The organism is Verrucomicrobiia bacterium (assembly GCA_035946615.1).
Classification (GTDB): domain Bacteria; phylum Verrucomicrobiota; class Verrucomicrobiia; order Limisphaerales; family UBA8199; genus DASYZB01.
Genome location: DASYZB010000003.1, coordinates 1 through 15,668, shown reverse-complemented (window position 1 = coordinate 15,668; position 15,668 = coordinate 1). Strand labels below are relative to the sequence as shown.

At 58.4% G+C, this 15,668-nt stretch carries 15 protein-coding genes; 3 read left to right on the top strand and 12 right to left on the bottom strand.

Annotated features, from left to right (window positions below; genetic code table 11):
- Positions 1 to 97 precede the first annotated feature (97 nt).
- From VG146_00345 to VG146_00335, 3 genes are all read right to left on the bottom strand, one after another.
- Positions 98 to 1,552, bottom strand: a complete 1,455-nt coding sequence (locus VG146_00345; GenBank protein ID HEV2390787.1) for a DUF1501 domain-containing protein — start codon at positions 1,550 to 1,552, stop codon at positions 98 to 100.
- Between the two features lie 3 nt (positions 1,553 to 1,555).
- Positions 1,556 to 4,708, bottom strand: coding sequence for a PSD1 and planctomycete cytochrome C domain-containing protein (locus tag VG146_00340; GenBank protein HEV2390786.1), 3,153 nt, complete (start codon positions 4,706 to 4,708; stop codon positions 1,556 to 1,558).
- Positions 4,709 to 4,885: 177 nt separating this feature from the next.
- On the bottom strand, positions 4,886 to 5,200 hold the full coding sequence (locus VG146_00335) for a hypothetical protein (GenBank protein ID HEV2390785.1): 315 nt from the start codon (positions 5,198 to 5,200) through the stop codon (positions 4,886 to 4,888).
- Positions 5,201 to 5,325: 125 nt separating this feature from the next.
- Between VG146_00335 and VG146_00330 the strand changes: the two genes are divergently transcribed.
- Positions 5,326 to 6,066 carry a DUF1080 domain-containing protein gene (locus tag VG146_00330; GenBank protein HEV2390784.1) on the top strand — a complete coding sequence of 247 codons (741 nt, stop codon included), beginning with the start codon at positions 5,326 to 5,328 and terminating at the stop codon, positions 6,064 to 6,066.
- 8 nt (positions 6,067 to 6,074) lie between these two features.
- Here VG146_00330 and VG146_00325 read toward each other — a convergent pair whose 3' ends face one another.
- From VG146_00325 to VG146_00310, 4 genes are all read right to left on the bottom strand, one after another.
- A complete protein-coding gene (locus tag VG146_00325; protein ID HEV2390783.1) occupies positions 6,075 to 7,175 on the bottom strand; it encodes a type II secretion system F family protein in 1,101 nt (366 codons plus the stop codon).
- A gap of 318 nt (positions 7,176 to 7,493) precedes the next feature.
- Positions 7,494 to 8,084 (bottom strand): NAD(P)H-dependent oxidoreductase, encoded by a 591-nt coding sequence (locus VG146_00320; GenBank protein ID HEV2390782.1) that lies wholly within the window; start codon positions 8,082 to 8,084, stop codon positions 7,494 to 7,496.
- Positions 8,085 to 8,201: 117 nt separating this feature from the next.
- Complete coding sequence (locus VG146_00315) at positions 8,202 to 8,537, bottom strand: hypothetical protein (protein HEV2390781.1); 336 nt, start codon at positions 8,535 to 8,537, stop codon at positions 8,202 to 8,204.
- A gap of 90 nt (positions 8,538 to 8,627) precedes the next feature.
- On the bottom strand, positions 8,628 to 10,217 hold the full coding sequence (locus VG146_00310) for an alkaline phosphatase family protein (GenBank protein HEV2390780.1): 1,590 nt from the start codon (positions 10,215 to 10,217) through the stop codon (positions 8,628 to 8,630).
- A gap of 193 nt (positions 10,218 to 10,410) precedes the next feature.
- Between VG146_00310 and VG146_00305 the strand changes: the two genes are divergently transcribed.
- Entirely contained in the window at positions 10,411 to 10,707 is a 297-nt protein-coding gene (locus tag VG146_00305) for a hypothetical protein (protein HEV2390779.1), read from the top strand.
- Between the two features lie 3 nt (positions 10,708 to 10,710).
- Here the strand turns inward: VG146_00305 and VG146_00300 are convergent, their stop codons facing one another.
- From VG146_00300 to mutY, 4 genes are all read right to left on the bottom strand, one after another.
- Positions 10,711 to 10,905 carry a hypothetical protein gene (locus tag VG146_00300; GenBank protein ID HEV2390778.1) on the bottom strand — a complete coding sequence of 65 codons (195 nt, stop codon included), beginning with the start codon at positions 10,903 to 10,905 and terminating at the stop codon, positions 10,711 to 10,713.
- A 69-nt stretch (positions 10,906 to 10,974) separates the two neighbouring features.
- Positions 10,975 to 11,856 (bottom strand): glycosyltransferase, encoded by an 882-nt coding sequence (locus tag VG146_00295; GenBank protein ID HEV2390777.1) that lies wholly within the window; start codon positions 11,854 to 11,856, stop codon positions 10,975 to 10,977.
- Entirely contained in the window at positions 11,856 to 13,298 is a 1,443-nt protein-coding gene (locus VG146_00290; GenBank protein HEV2390776.1) for a sigma-54 dependent transcriptional regulator, read from the bottom strand. The genes VG146_00295 and VG146_00290 overlap by 1 nt, the downstream gene beginning before the upstream one ends.
- Before the next feature lie 277 nt (positions 13,299 to 13,575).
- Positions 13,576 to 14,682: an A/G-specific adenine glycosylase gene (gene mutY, locus VG146_00285; protein ID HEV2390775.1), complete on the bottom strand. Its 1,107-nt coding sequence runs from the start codon at positions 14,680 to 14,682 to the stop codon at positions 13,576 to 13,578.
- Positions 14,683 to 14,960: 278 nt separating this feature from the next.
- Between mutY and VG146_00280 the strand changes: the two genes are divergently transcribed.
- Entirely contained in the window at positions 14,961 to 15,419 is a 459-nt protein-coding gene (locus tag VG146_00280; protein ID HEV2390774.1) for a hypothetical protein, read from the top strand.
- Positions 15,420 to 15,428: 9 nt separating this feature from the next.
- Here VG146_00280 and VG146_00275 read toward each other — a convergent pair.
- Positions 15,429 to 15,668, bottom strand: a 240-nt coding sequence (locus VG146_00275; GenBank protein HEV2390773.1) for a hypothetical protein, incomplete at its 5' end; no start/stop codon positions are given.

Genomic DNA, 15,668 nt, shown 5'->3' with positions numbered 1-15,668 from the left:
GGCATGGAAATCGGTTCCACCGAGCGCCGCTAGCGCCGCGCCTAGACAGAGAAGAACCAGGGAATGGGTCCCAGCGAGCTTCATAAATCAGCCCTGGTCAGGAAACCACCCCGTGGGCGACCTCGCCGGAGACATCGGTGAGGCGGAAGTCGCGCCCCTGGTAACGAAAAGTGAGGCGCTTGTGATTGATGCCGCACAGGTAGAGCATGGTGGCGTGGAGGTCGTGGACGTGCATTTCCTGGCCGTCTTCAAGATAGCGGTAGCCGAGTTCGTCTGTGCTGCCCCAAGTCAGGCCGCCTTTGACACCGCCACCGGCCATCCAGATGGAAAAGGCGTTGATATGGTGGTCGCGGCCAGAGCCCTGGCCCATGGGGGTGCGGCCAAATTCACCGCCCCAGATGATGAGGGTCTCGTCGAGCATCCCACGCTGCTTGAGGTCTGCCACCAGGGCGGCGGAGGCCCGGTCAACCTCTTGGGCGGCGACTGGCATGTCTTTGACGATGTCGCTGTGGTGGTCCCAGGCGCGGTGGTAAAGCTGGATGAAGCGCACGCCACGTTCGGCCAGGCGGCGGGCGAGCAGGCAGTTTGAAGCGAAGGTGCCTTCTCCTGGGTGTTTGACACCGTACATGTCCAGGATGTGCTGCGGTTCGGAATTCAGATCGGCCAGTTCGGGCACCGAGGTCTGCATGCGGAAGGCCATTTCGTATTGGGCGACGCGGGTTTCGATTTCCGGGTCCATCTGGCGAGCTTCGAGCATGCCGTTCAACCGATTGATTTCCTCGATCACCTGCCGCTGGGTGCTTTGACAGACCCCCTCCGGGTTGCCCACGTAGTGGACGGGAGCGCCCTTGGATTGAAAGAGGATGCCTTGGAATTTACTGGGAAGAAACCCGCTGGACCATTGCCGGGCGGAGACCGGCTGGAGGCCGCTTTTGCCCGCGGAAGTCAGCACGACGAAGCCGGGCAAATCCTGTGTGTCGGCGCCCAGGCCGTAAAGGAGCCAGGATCCCATGCTGGGCCGGCCTTTGATGCGGGTGCCGGTGTTCATGAAGGCGTGGGCCGGGTCATGGTTGATTTGCTCGGTGTGAAGCGAGCGGACGATACAGATATCGTCCGCGATGCCGGCAATGTGGGGAAAGAGATCGGAGATTTCCTGGCCGGATTGGCCGTGCTTTTGGAATTGAGTGAACGGACCCCGGGCTTTGAGGACCGCCCCCTGCAATTGGGCGAGCTGCTGGCCCCGCGTGTAGGAATCAGGAAACGGCTGGCCGTCGAGGCGCTGAAGTTCCGGTTTATAATCGAAGCTTTCGAGGTGCGAGGGCCCACCGGCCATGCAGAGGTGGATGACGCGCCGGGCGCGGGGAGGAAAATCGGGCGGGTTAACCACTCCACGCCAGCGTTCGGATTCCGGTGGCGCCGGGAGGGTCTCTGCTGAAGCGGGCTGGAGCAGACAGGCGAGCGCAATGCCGCCCAGGCCGTAGGCGGCGCGACTCAGGAAGGTGCGGCGGTTAATGCTGAGCTGAAACTCACGTTCATCGAAGTAAGGCGTCATAAGTCAATAACAGGTAATTGTTTCGTGCAGGTTCAGGATGACGCGGCAGAGCTGGGTCCATGCGGCAACGTCCTTTGGGTTTTCATCTTTGGGGGCGGGCGCGATGCCGACGTGGAGGAGCTTTGAGACATCTGCGGGATTCTGCTTATAGGTGGCCTCTTGAACGGAGAGAAACTTGAGAAGGGACTCTTTCTCCCGGGCTGTCGGAGGGCGAGCCAGGGCGCGGTAAAAGGCCCTGTCAAGCCTTTGGGCATCCGATTCCTTGGCCGGGTCCAGGAGGTGTGCAGCCCAGACGCGCGCGGCCTCGACGAAGGTGGGGTCGTTTAGGAGAGTAAGGGCCTGTTGGGGAGTATTTGAGACGACGCGGCTGGCGGTGCATTCCTCGCGCGAGGGGGCATCGAAGTTGGCGAGCATCGGGTGGAGGAAAGTGCGCTGCCAATGGATATACACGCCGCGCCGATATTCGCGCTGATCCTGGTCGGCTTGGTAAACGCGGTCGGGGAACTGCAAGTTGGCGTAGTAACCGGCCGGCTGATAAGGATGGACACTGGGGCCGCCCAAATCCGGATTCAGCAGGCCAGAAATGAAGAGCGCATTGTCGCGAACGAACTCGGCTTCAAGGCGGCGCGGCGATTGGCGCGCCAGCAGGCGGTTGTTGGGGTCAATTTCCTTCAGATCAGGGCGAGCCTTGGAACTCTGCCGATACGCCGCGGACATGACCATGAGCTTCACCATGTGTTTGATGTCCCAGTCATGGGGAGGGGGGTGCTGAAGGGTCGAGGGCTGCTGGAATTCTGGATGCATGAACTCGCTCGCGAGCCAGTCCAGCAATTCGGGGTGGCTCGGCCATTCACCCTGGCCGCCGAGATCATCCACGACCGCGGAGATGCCGGCGCCAAAGAACTGCTTCCACAAGCGGTTCACAACGGCGCGGGCGGTGAGAGGGTTATCAGGAGAAACCAGCCAGCGCGCGAGGTCCAGCCGCGTGAGCCGATGGCCGTCGGGATTGGGAATCTGCGGCAGGAAATGCGGCACTCCCGGCTCCAGGACCTCGCCGGTGTCGTCCTGCCAATCACCGCGATGGAGCAGCCGGGTGACTCGAGGTTTATCGCGGGCGACCGTCACGAGCGTGAAAGCACGGCCATGCCGGCATGCATCAATTTGGCGCTGGAGTTCGCCGGCTTGCGCAACGAACTCCTCATCCGAGCGCGTGCTGAACAGGTAGGTGCGCGCCACGAGATTGGATTGAGAAGCAGACGCTTCGTTTGGGATGCGCAAGGCGGTTTCGAGAGAGTCGCCGATACCGGAGTCGAGCGGCTCAGGGGCGGCGAAGGGGGAGAGCGAGACCCGCGCCGAAGCGACGGGCAGGCTGCCAAAATCCAACTCCAGGACATCGCCCGCCTTGGTTTCAACGGGGCTATCCAGCAACCAGACCGCCTTCTGGCGGGTGTCGTTAATTGAGATGAGCCAACGCCTCGCTACGCCAAGGATGGGAAAACCGTTCGAGTAAATCTCCTTTTTATGGTCGGCGTCGGCATGGTTGAACGACAGCTTGGATTGGTTGTTACCGTCTGATGATTTCAGAGTTGCCGAGAGGGTGATCGAGGCTTCCGTCCTCTGGGGCGGGTCTCCTGCCTTTTCGCTTGGCGTTTCAAGGGGCGTGATTTCGAGACGCATTGCGGCTATCGGCCAATTTGAGACCGGCAACAGGAACCGGACCTTTTTTCGCTTCCCCTCTGCGAGCAAAACAGTGCGGTCAGCCTGGACAGTGAAATTGGTTTGAACTGCACGGTCGGGCTTCTCGGTTTCAATTGCAACCTCGGGAACCGGTGTTTGCCAGCCGCTCGGATTCTGGCTCAAGAAAGCCAGGCTCGACTGGCGCCATTGTTCAAATGGTTGCTTCAGAGAGGCGTCAGCCTCGAGTTTCGCAGCAGCCTGCGCGCAGAGCGCGTCGGCTTTGGCTTCGAGCTTCTTGATTCGTCGCTGCAGGTACGGGCTATTGACCTCAATTTCCGGGGGAAAAGGCGAGTCATTGTCGATGCCCTTGAGTTCCGCATTCGGGGTGTAGCCGTAGTCCTCATAGACGCCCCATTGCTTGATGTCAGCGAAGAAGGCCTCCATCTGGTAAAAATCCTTGGATGTGAAGGGATCAAATTTGTGGTCGTGACATTCGGCGCAGCCCATGGTCGAACCCAGCCAGGCCATCGAAACGGTGCGGACGCGGTCGGCGGCATATTTTGCGAGGTACTCTTTGGGTTGGGCGCCGCCTTCTCGGGTAACCATATTGAGGCGGTTGAAACCTGTGGCGATGCGCGATTCGGTGGTGGGGTGCGGTAGCAGGTCCCCGGCAAGCTGCTCGACGGTGAACTGGTCGAAGGGTTTGTTCGTGTTGAACGAGTTAATCACGTAATCACGGTAGGGGAAGATGTTGATGTTTTGATCGCCGTGATAACCGACCGTATCGGCGAAGCGCACGACATCGAGCCAGGGCACGGCCATTCTTTCTCCGAAATGCGGTGAAGCCAGAAGCCGATCCACCTGCCGTTCGTAACTCTCCGGACTGGAATCGGAGACAAAGGCCGCGACTTGCGCCGGCGTCGGCGGCAGCCCAATCAGGTCCAGGCTCAACCGGCGCAACAGCGTCGCCTTGTCAGCTTCCGGTGAGGGCTTGACACCCTTCTCATCGAGCTTGTGAAGAATGAACGCATCAATGGGATTGCGCACCCAACCTGGGTTTTTGGTCGGTGGCAGTTGCGCGCGAACCGGCCTTACATACGCCCAGTACGGTTCGTATTTCGCCCCCGCCTTAATCCAGTTGCGGAGGATTTCTTTTTCTGCGACAGAGAGCTTCTTATTCGTCTCCGGCGGGGGCATGATGATTTTCGGGTTGGTCGAGAAGATATGCTGGATCAGCTTGCTCTGGGCGAGGTTGCCGGCAACGATAGCCTTGTGCTCGAGCGCCACCTCGCGCACATCCAGGCGCAGGTTGGCTTTTCGGTCCTCTTTGCCCGGGCCGTGGCAGACGAAGCAGTTTTCTGAAAGGATGGGGCGGACGTCGCGGTTGAACTCAATGGTTGAGTTGGCGCCGGCCCCCGCGAGCGGGGCACAGAGCAGAAGAACCGGAAAGATGGCAACTCGGTTACGGATCCGCCTCATAACAAAACCAGCACACACCACAGCCGACGCTGAGTCTCCGCCCCGGCCCCGGACGGCCCTCGCGCGTGCGCCGGCCTCAATTCGTTTTCGTAATCTTTACTATAACACCTTCGAAAACCCATCGCAATAAGCCTTTTGCGTCGACTGTCGGGCTGGCGGTGGGAGCAGGCGTAAGTACTATGGCCCGGCTCGCACGCGATAGAAACGCAACTGGTTGGTGGCGGTTGAGTCTGTGGTGATAAATGGATTGCCCGGCGCGTTAGTGACCAGGAGGGAGAGCCAGTTGGTTAACGTGAGGGAGTACTCAACCGTATAGGTTTGTCCGGCAGTGCCACTGAGGACAAATTGAAATTGGTTCGCCGAAAGGCGGGCGGGAGAACTCAGCGCGGGGCTGAGCGGGGTCGCAATGTATTCGTAGGCGCCCATATCCACGGTTGCGGCCGAAATGCGAGTATCGCCGTTGAGGTCCAGGGCGCCGGTCATCCAAGCCATATTGGCGCCGGAAATGATCCGGCAGTTTGCCGTAAATTAAAGATTGAAAGGAACAGCAGGCACCACCTATGGTTTCCCCACATATGCTTAAACACGTTTCTCTCACGACCTTTGCCGTCTTGGCGGTGATCGCCGCCCCCGTTCGGGCGCAAGATAAACCAGCCGTCGCTCCCACTGCGGCGCTTCTGGGGCAGCCCGATGCCAATGGCTTCATCAGTCTTTTCAATGGCAAGGACCTGACCGGCTGGGAAGGTCTTAAGGGCTACTGGTCTGTCAAGGACGGCGTTATCGACGGCAGCGAAACCAGGGATCACTCGGTCCAGACTGATCTCATTCTGAGCGCCTCCAAGGAGCACCCCGAACGGTTTGTCAATTTCGAGCTCCACATCAAATGGATGCTCGTCAGCCCGGAAGGCAACTCGGGCGTGCAGTTCCGTTCGGTGATCAACAATCCGAAGACCCTTCACGCGGGCGGCTACCAAGCCGACATCGATAGCGGCGGCCGATACACCGGTTCGATCTATGACGAATCGGGCATCGCCGGCGGACGAGGCACGATGAGTAACCGCGGCGAAAAGACCACTTGGGACAACGAGAATAAACGTCACAACGACCCGCTTCCGGAAAGCGCCGACGACCTCGGAAAGCTTCTACACAATAAGGGCGGTTGGAACGACATCGCCCTCATCGTCAATGGAGACCACGTTTGGTACAAGATCAACGGTCGCCTGATGACTGAGATGATTGACGACAGTCCAAAGGCCGTCCTCAAGGGCGGGGTGATCGCGCTCCAGATGCACGCCGGCTTCACGATGGATATTGAGTTCAAGGATATTTCCATCAAGTTCCTTGGTGGAAATCCGTAACCCGTCGTTCACATCCGGCCTGGACCAGCCCCGCCGAGGCCGGTGGCGATGGTAATTAACGGCAGGAACATTGCCACAACAATACTCCCGACAATAACCGCCAGGATCAGAATCAGAATCGGCTCCAACAAAGATGTAAGGCCACTCACGGCATTATCAAACTCATCCTCGTAATTATCGGCGATTTTCATCAGCAGCTCCGGCAGGGCCCCGGTCTGCTCGCCAACATCCACCAAACCCGCGACCATTGCAGGAAAGACCCCGGACGCCTTCAAACCGGGGGCTATCGGATCACCCTGCTTTACTTGTTCGTGCATTCGAGCAATCACGTCCCCAATGATGGAATTGCCTGCCGTTCCCTCGACGATTGTGAGGGCTTGGAGAATCGGCACACCGCTTCCGGCCAGCGTGCCGAACGTCCTGGCAAACCGCGAGATGGCCGCTTTGCGAAACAGCGGGCCAACTATCGGCAAAGAAAGTTTTACACGGTCGAACCATCGCCTCCCCAATTTGGTTCTGATGCCCATTATGAACACGCAAGCCACAGCCGCCCCTGCCAGCAAAACGAAGGGAAGTCGCTGCACAAGAAGGCCGCTCAACTCAAATACAAACCGTGTAAAGGCCGGCAGCGCGGCGCCGTCGAGCAATCCCTCGAACACAACCCGAAAGCGTGGCACGATGAACGTCATCAAAAGGCCCGTTATCCCGGTCGCCACCACCAAAACCGCGCACGGATAGACCAAGGCCGCTTTGACTTTGCCTTTTATCTTCTCCGTTTTTTCCATGAATTCCGCAAGGCGATGAAGCGCCAATTCCAAAGCGCCTGCGCTTTCTCCCGCTCGCACAAGATTCACATACAAGGGATTGAAGATTTTGGGATAGAACGCAATGGCCTCGGAGAACGAGCCACCGTTCTCAATTGAAAATCCGATTTCGCGGATGACGCCCCGCAAGGTCCTGCCTTCTTCCTGCTCTTCAAGAATCTTAAGGCTCCGCAGCAAAGGCATGCCTGCCCCGACCATGGTGGCCACCTGCCGTGTGAACACCACGAGCTTGGCGGCTCTGACTTTCCGGCGGGTGGCCAGCGGCATCAGGCTTCTGAGTCGCACGGTGTTCCCAAAAGGACGCTTTGGTGTCCTGCGAGCAGTTCGATCAGATGCCGCCTTAATATTTGTCGGGAAAAGCCCCATCTCCCTGACCCGTCGAACAGCTTCACTCTGATTTGCAACTTCAAGCATCCCCCGAGTTTCACTCCCTCGCGGGTCAATAGCGATATATGAGTAGTTAGCCATAGGCTTCCAGTCCCGCGTGCTGAGAGACCTTCAAAAACATCCTGTTCATCTCCCTTTTCTGACAAGGCAATCCCTGGAACGTCACGGGTTTTTTGACGACCTGGACAAGAACCCCTCCGCATAATGGCGGATAAGTCAGCGCAATCGGGCGAGGAAGCCGGGGTCCGGTCCCGCCAAGTCCGCCCGGCGCTGTTGGGAGAGGACGCGGCCATAGACGCGGGCATCGCGAATCAGCATCGCGAGCCTGTTGCGAAGTGATTCGCTCGCGATCTGGCCATCCTTCACATCGACATCCTCCGCAAATGAAATTCCGTAGGGCAACGTCCAGGCATAACACTGGCGGGCGACGGTGCGGAGTTGGTCGGTGACAGTGAGACCTTTTTCGTGGGAAGCGACAATCGTGGCGAAGAGTTTTCCGGCAAACTCGCGCCAGAAATGGTCCAGAAAATTCTTCGTCGCCCCGCTGAGGCTCCCGTGATAATCCGGGGTGCCCAGAACAATGACATCGGCACGGGACACGCGTGCCTGCAATTCGGCATAGCCGGGCAGCTCGTGGGCGGTGTCCGGATTATACAGCGCCAGCGGTTCATTCTGGAAATCCAGAACATCAACGCTGCAGCCGGAGGCCCGGAGTTGTTCGGCGACATGGTTGATGATCAAACGCGTCACAGACCCGCGTTGGAGGCTGCCGACGACAGCCAGGATATTCAGCGGTGCTTCGGCCATGCTCAAAGAGTAGGCACGAAGCCCGCAATTGTCGAATGGCCCTGGCCGACAAAATGCTCCGGCAGGAATGCCAAGGCACCCTGCCGGAGTTGTAGGCCGTATGGCTTGAAGTCGATGCTATTGGGGCGCGGAGTTGTTGCCGGCGCCCGAGTCGCTGTTGGTGGTGGTATTGCCCGAGCCGGCCCCGGCATTATTGCCGCCCGGGGTCGTTGCAGCACCGGTGTTGCCGCTGGTGCCGGTGTTGTTATTCTCGTTCTTGCTGGGATTGGCATTCTGCTGGCTCGTCCCACTGGTCCCCGTTTCATTTTGGGGAGTGTTCATTGTGCCGGTGTTTTCGCTCGTCCCGGTGCTGGTATTCGGGTTTTCAGATGTGCCGCCCTGGTTTTCTCGGGACGCACAGCCTGATGCAGCCAAAAGGCCGGCGACTGCCATTATTGCTATCAATTTCTTCATTTTAACTCCTTTCAAGGTTTGCCCTCCAAGCTTCCTTTGGAACCTTCTCCCCTCAATCAGGCATTCACCCGAGCCGCGCGCAAATTTCGCCTACCGGGATTTTCCTGGGGCGCCGCTTGCGCTTGCTGTCGCGGCTTGGATTTGCTCGCCGTTGCCCGCATCAAAGTAGAGCACGCCGCTGACTTCGGAATAATCCAGGTACTGGCGCCAGCCAAAATTTTCATCACGATAGGTTGTTTCTAAATGGTGGCTCGTGGGGTGAGCATTGCGTTCGGTATTCTCAGTCAGGGCCTCGTGAAGGACCCGGCCAGAGGGCTGCCTCTGCGGCGTCACGCCCAACAGCCACGTCACCGTCGGCGCAATATCAATGTTTCCTGTAGGAAGCGGGTCCTGGAAATCTCTGCGAAAGTCCGGGCCAGCGGCGATGCAAGTGTTGTGCATGTCAAAAGGACTGAGGCTGGCATGCATCCCCTGGCCTGGACCGTATTCGCTGGCATCGCTGTAAATGAGGCCGGGTGTGCCGTTGGCGCTCGAATCGGCTTTCCAGCGCATGGCACAGACAATATCAGGCGCCGCCGGAGAATCGATCTTGGCTTGTTCGAGCCGGAAGGCCCCATCGACGGGTATCCGTGTAAAGACCACTCCGCAGAAAGGTTGCGCCTGGAGCCAATGCGCTAACTGATTGATCTGTGTTGCGTCATGGCCGGTCACATAGAGAAACGCCGTGCCGCCATTGCCCACCACCATCACCTCGCCCGGGTGCGGGCCCGCCGCAGAAAATGCCCGCGCGGCCTTGAATCCTGCCTTGCGCAGCAGGGCGGCCACAGGCGCGGTTTGAAAAATTGTGGAAAAGCCGTGGTCGGAAACCACAATGACGTCCGTTTGTTCGCGCACCCCTTTTTTATCCAGGGCTGCAAGGACCTGGGCGAGGTTCTGATCGCAAGACAGAATCGCAGCGAGAGACGTTTTCGAACCCGGCCCGGTATGGTGCTGGGAATAATCCGGTTCACTTAACCATAACCACGATAAAGCCGGGACGCCATCATCCCATAACGGCCCAACCAGCGCCTGGGTGGTCCACAAATCCCGCTCGCGCTTGGGAAGACCCACTGGGGGAAACTTGCCCAAAGCGCCATTCAATTCGCCTGCCATAGCCTTGGGAAGGACATTCCCCTCGAACAAATCCACCCCGAGCCCGCCGTTTTCTCCTGCGTGACGGTCCAGCAGCAGCGTCACGGTTTTCGCCCCGGCAACAACCGTCCGAAGCGTATGCGCATGGAGAGTCTCGGCCAAGGTCGGGCAGCGCAGAAACTGGCTATCAAGAATTTCATCGCCCCGGCGCACCTCAGGCGGGTTGGCCGTCATGATAGGTTTAGTGAGTGAAATGGCGGGACGATACTCTTCGTTTCCAACGATCCCGCTCTGCTCGGGATACATACCCGTTGCGAAGGCTGTGCCGTTGACTTCGGTCGAGCTGACGTAAACGGGATGGTGATGGGCAAAGGTGACGCCCTCTCGGGCCAATTTCATGAGGGTTGGAGTGGTCTTTTCGGTGACGAAATCGGGGCGCATACCGTCCCAGACCAGCACGACAACGTGAGCGGCCTTGCCGGCGGCCAGGAGCCCGGACTGTGGAAAAAGCAGTAAAAAGACGGTCAATAACTTTGCAATACGCAACATGGTCACACCTTCGCGAACACACGGCAGGACCGCAAGAGAAACCCTCTTTTTGCGCTGTAAATATCTGGTGAATGGTTTGTTGCCGGACCGTAACACACTGAGGCGAGCTGTTGACGGAGAGGCCCGGGAGACTACGGAGACATCTCCTCCGATGTTTTCAGGCTGATTGTAACATGCCTGTCAGCGATTTGTCATGGACGCCACTTACGATCACGACATGGAAAAGCTCCAATTATTGAAATGCACCTTGGTGCTGCGCCAGTTGGACGACATTCCCGATGCGACGCTGCACGCCCGGATTCTTGATCAAGGCGAAGCAGCCATGACCCTTGCGCGCCAGACCGCCTTTCCAATCCTGGTGTTCCCCTGTTTGTTCGAGGAACGCGCGGTTGCCGTCTTGTGGGAAAACCGGCAGCGGATGGACCGATATTGGAACCCCGCCGGAGAAATTACTTCCCCCTTTCGAGCGATCTCTGCCCTCCGAGATTGAGGCTTAATGGCCCAGCAGGCTCGATGGGGAATTCTGGTGGAACACAGACCCTAACCCGGAGGCCCAGGCGGTAATCAGAGCCACCGCTCCAATCAACACAAGGACGGCCAAAGTGGTCAGCAGCACCGCCCTGGTTTTCACCCGCCGCTCAATCGGTGTAGCTTTGGGAAATAATCTCGCCCCGAGTATTCCAAGCATCCGCCATTTATGGTCCCCCCGAGTTTGGAAATCAAGGAAAAAGCCAGGAGGCAAGACGCCCATACTTTGTCATGCGCCCGGGGCTCCACTACCCATTTCCTTTCCGCTTCTCTGGTTCTTGGGTCCCGGCCTTGGCGGCGGCTGGCGCAGGAGCATCTTGTAAACCCAGGTTTCGAGCGGGCGCAAAGGGCGCAGAAGCGGGTAGAGCCGGGAGTAGATCAACCAAATCCGCAGCACAGAAAGAAACATCGTCAGCGAGGTGCGGAACAGGGTCACCTTCGAGCCAATCTTGTCGGTCCATTCGGTGGGCACTTCCAGGACGGAGAACCCGGCGCGCTTAAGCGAGTAGAGCAGGTTGATATCAAAGGCCATATCCGCAATGCGCAACGCTGAATGAACGCGCTCGACGGCCTGGCGCCGCATGACCTTGGCCCCGCACTGCGTGTCCTTGATGTGCATGTGGAAGAACAACTCGACAACGCGATGGAAGGCGCGGCTGGCAAACTGGCGTTTGCTGGTTTGCTCGACATGCAGTACTGCCCCGGGCAGCCAGCGCGAGCCAATGACACAGTCGGCCTCGCCGAGGTGCTTCACCAACTCGTGAAAGGCCCGGGGCGGAGTGGCCCCATCGGCATCGACATAGCCCACCACGTCAGCCAGCGGCGCTAGTTTAAGCCCTTCAATCAGCGCGCCCCCTTTGCCGATGGGTTCGCGGAATTCCAATGCGCTGATGGCCGGGTATTGCCCTGCCACGCGCTGGACAACGCCCAGCGTGTTGTCCCGGCAGCCGTTAAGCACTACCACGAGCTGAAACTTGCCCCGATAATTCTCCCGGAAATAACGGCCATAGTCCCGCAAAACCGGTTCGATCCGGTGCTCTTCGTTGTAAGCGGGAATCAGCAGCAGCAAGCTGGGCTCGGCCGGGGGAGCGAGAGGGGAGGACTCGGCCATTACTTGATGTTGAGTTCTTTCTGGATGCCGAATTTTTCGACCCGCTTGCGCAAGGTCGCCCGCGTGATGCCCAGCAACTTGGCCGCATGGACCTGGTTGCCTTCCGTATCTTTGAGGGCCTGAATGACCAATTCACGTTCCACTGCGGGGATAATCTTGAGCTTCGGATCGCGGCGAGCCCACTGAAAAAGCTGCCGCGCCAGCACGGCCACATCCGTTCCGGCGGAATCACCCGGGGCCAAGGGGCTGGTCGTGGCGGAGCCAGCAACTGCGGCGCCGCTGATTTCGGCTGGCAGATCGCTGGTGAGAATCGCCTCGCCTTTGGCCATCACCAGGGCGCGCCGGATGACGTTTTCCAGCTCGCGCACGTTGCCCGGCCAATGGTGCTTTTCGAGCGCTTTGAGGGCAGAAGGGGCTATCGAGCGGGGCGGCACGGCCTGGTCCTTGGCGAATTTGCTCAGGAAATAATTCACCAAAAGCCGGATGTCTTCCCTCCGTTCCCGCATCGGCGGGATATGAATTCGGACCACATTCAGCCGGTAAAAGAGGTCCTCCCTGAACTGCCGGGCGGCGACGGCTTGTTCGAGGGGTTTGTTGGTTGCCGCGATGATGCGCACATCCACCTTGAGAGGCTGGTTCCCACCCACTCGCTCGAAGGTGCCCGACTGCAGCACGCGCAGGATTTTGGTTTGCGTGGCGGGGGTCATATCGCCGATTTCATCCAGGAACAGCGTGCCGCGATTGCATTGCTCGAACTTGCCAATGCGCTGGAGAGTTGCGCCGGTAAAAGCCCCGCGCTCGTGCCCAAACAGCTCGCTTTCGAGCAGTTGCTCCGGAATCGCCGCGCAATTGACGGCAAGAAACGGGTGTTGGCTGCGGTTGCTATGGTGATAAATTGCCCGGGCAACCAACTCTTTGCCGGTGCCGCTTTCGCCCGTGATGAGGGCCGTGGCATCCGAAGCGGCCAATTGCCCGATCAATTTGAACACCTGCTGCATCGGCTCGCTGCGGCCCACGATTCCCAGCTCGTAATCCTCCGATTCGAGCAACGGCTGATACGAGACCACCTGCCGCATGTCCAGAGCGGCTTTCAGGGCTTTGGAAACAATCTCTTTAAGCTTGGGCACATCGAACGGCTTGAGCAGATAATCGTATGCGCCCAGCTTCATCGCCTCGATGGCGGTTTGCGTGGTGCCGTAAGCGGTCATCAGGATGACCAGCAGTTTCGAATCAAGCTGGCGCAGACGCCGCAGGGTCTCCAGGCCGCTCATCCCGCCCATCCGCACGTCCATCAGCACCAAGTCCGGCTTGAGCCGCGGGAGGAGCCTCAAGCCCTCCTCCCCGCTCGACGCGGTCGTCAACTCGATATCCGGCGAATCAAAAATCCGCTGGAACGAGTATTGCACGTCCGCTTCGTCGTCTATTAACAGCAACTTGCTCATTGATGGTTCAGGATGCAAAACCCGAGGATAATAAACCACTCGGAATCGGACAGTGAAATCTTCAAGGGCGCACGACAGGGTTCTTCAAGGCTGTGCGACTCATTAACACTCGCTTCAGCGCTTGTCGTTACCCACATTTTCTTCCAGGAAGCCTGAGGACTTCTAATTGCAGGTGGTTTTCGGTGGCTTGGACCCAGAGCCAGCCTGCGGTCACCAGCGAACAGGCCCCTCTCCTTGACCCCGCAGGCTGGGAGAGGGAACCTGGCAGCGCGCGCTATCAGTGTACGGTGGTCGGTAGGCGCTCACTCCCTCTCATCCAAAGAATCTTCTTGTGGGCTCCTGTGAAAGGCAACCGCCTCGCTTGAGCCTGGGTCAACCAGCGCGCGCCAGATCGAGATGGTTTTCCCGCCAGGTTCGTCTGAACCTTGAAAACATCGAGCGTAATGCGATAGCGCGTAATCGAATGCCGGATGGTGCAGAACCGCTCGATCGACCGGGCGCTTGCGCCCAGGACCACCCGCGCCGCCTTCTTCATATTTGCTTTCCGATGAATCTCCACATTGGGAAACTCCCACAAAGAACCATTGATGCCCTTGGCAGGCCGCTGCCGCACCAAAAACCGGCCCTTATCCTCGACCACAAACGCGGCGAACCAGCGCGCGGTGGGCTTTGGCCGTTTTGCAAGGGCCGGTAAATCTGCTACCCGGTCTTCCTGGTGAGCGAAGCAAACTCGGGCCAGTGGGCAAAGATCGCAACGCGGCGCTTTCCTCGTGCAAAGAAGCGCGCCCAATTCCATCAGGGACTGGTTGAACTGCGAACAGACGCCTGAACGGCCATTCATCGAGGAGGCGCGCTGTACCAGCTCTTGGGAAATTCTCCACAACTCCGTCTTGGCCTTGGCCTGGCGCGGGTCGCTTCCAATACCGTAGAGGCGTGCCAGCACCCGGATGATGTTGGCGTCCAGGATCGGCGCCGGCTGATCGAAGGCAATGCTGCAGATTGCTCCGGCGGTGTAGCGTCCGATGCCCGGCAGCGCCAGGAGTTCATCCAACTTTGAAGGGACCTTGCCGGCATGCTCCTTAACCATCATCCGGGCGGCTCGCTGCATGTTGCGGACTCGAGTGTAATAGCCCAGCCCTTCCCAAAGCTTATGAATCCTCTGGGGGCTGGCTTTGGCCAACGCGCTCAGGGTCGGCAATGAGCGCATCCAACGATTCCAGTAGCCCAGGACCATTTTGACCTGAGTCTGTTGCAGCATGATTTCAGACACAAATACGCCATAGGGATCAGTGGTCTGCCTCCAGGGTAAATCCCTCGCGTTCCTGGGATACCATTCCAGCAGTCTTGAAACGATGGCGGCGATTTTACGCTGGTGCGGTGTCACAGATATAGCAAGTACAGCCACCCAGCGCTCGAAAGCAAGGCAGGACCAATCCCCGGCGCAAATCAGGTACTATTTGGCCATTTTCTTCCCTGAACGGGGTTAGTTGGGCCTTGGGCGGCATTTAAGCACTCTTCCGCCAAACACAATGGCGCTCCGTTTTATTTCCACTGCTCACGCACCAGTCTGGCGGGGACGTTGCCACGGGAATAGGGAAGGTTGACGCGCAGGCCGTTGAAGATGCAACATTCTGACAGGCGTGTGTTCGAACCGAACTGATCATGAAGACTCAAGCCCCTAAAGATGGCATCGATCGAACCGTGTTCCCGGATGGAAGGCCGTCGTCAGAATACACTATGAAAAGAGGAACGCGGCATGGGTTTTACCGCGTATGGCATGAAAACGGGGTACTCGCGCAGAAAGGCAATTACCACAATGGGTTGCTGGATGGGGTTGTTCGGAAATGGAACACAAAAGGGCAAATGTTGGGAATGTGCAAGTTCGACAACGGCACCGGCATGCTCCGAGAATGGTATGAAAATGGTCAACTCAGATACGAGTGGTCTCAACTGCAGGGCGAAATGACCGGCCGTATGAGATGGTGGGCCGAGGACGGAATGCTCTACGGACAACGGTACTATTTTGGAGGCGCTCCGATTTCCAAAAAGGCTTACGCGCAGAAATGTGAGAGCATGCCAGAACTTCCGCGGTTTGAGGATGAGAAGACCGAAATACCATAGGAAACTACGTTAGGCGATTGCGCCGAGCCAAACGGGAACAGGCCAAGTCTGCCCCGACACAAGACGACCTCGAAGAGCAAAAATGGTTCGACGAAGAGTGTAAGCTTGTGAGAGCGATCTCGATAATTGATGGCGGTCCGTGTTGAGTAATTGAGGGATTTGGTTTCGGATGTCAGGTGGTTTGGGTGAGGTGGATTTTTCGCTTTTTTCCTGCTCCAGCAGAAGGATAAGGCCGGAGCGGCCTTCGTG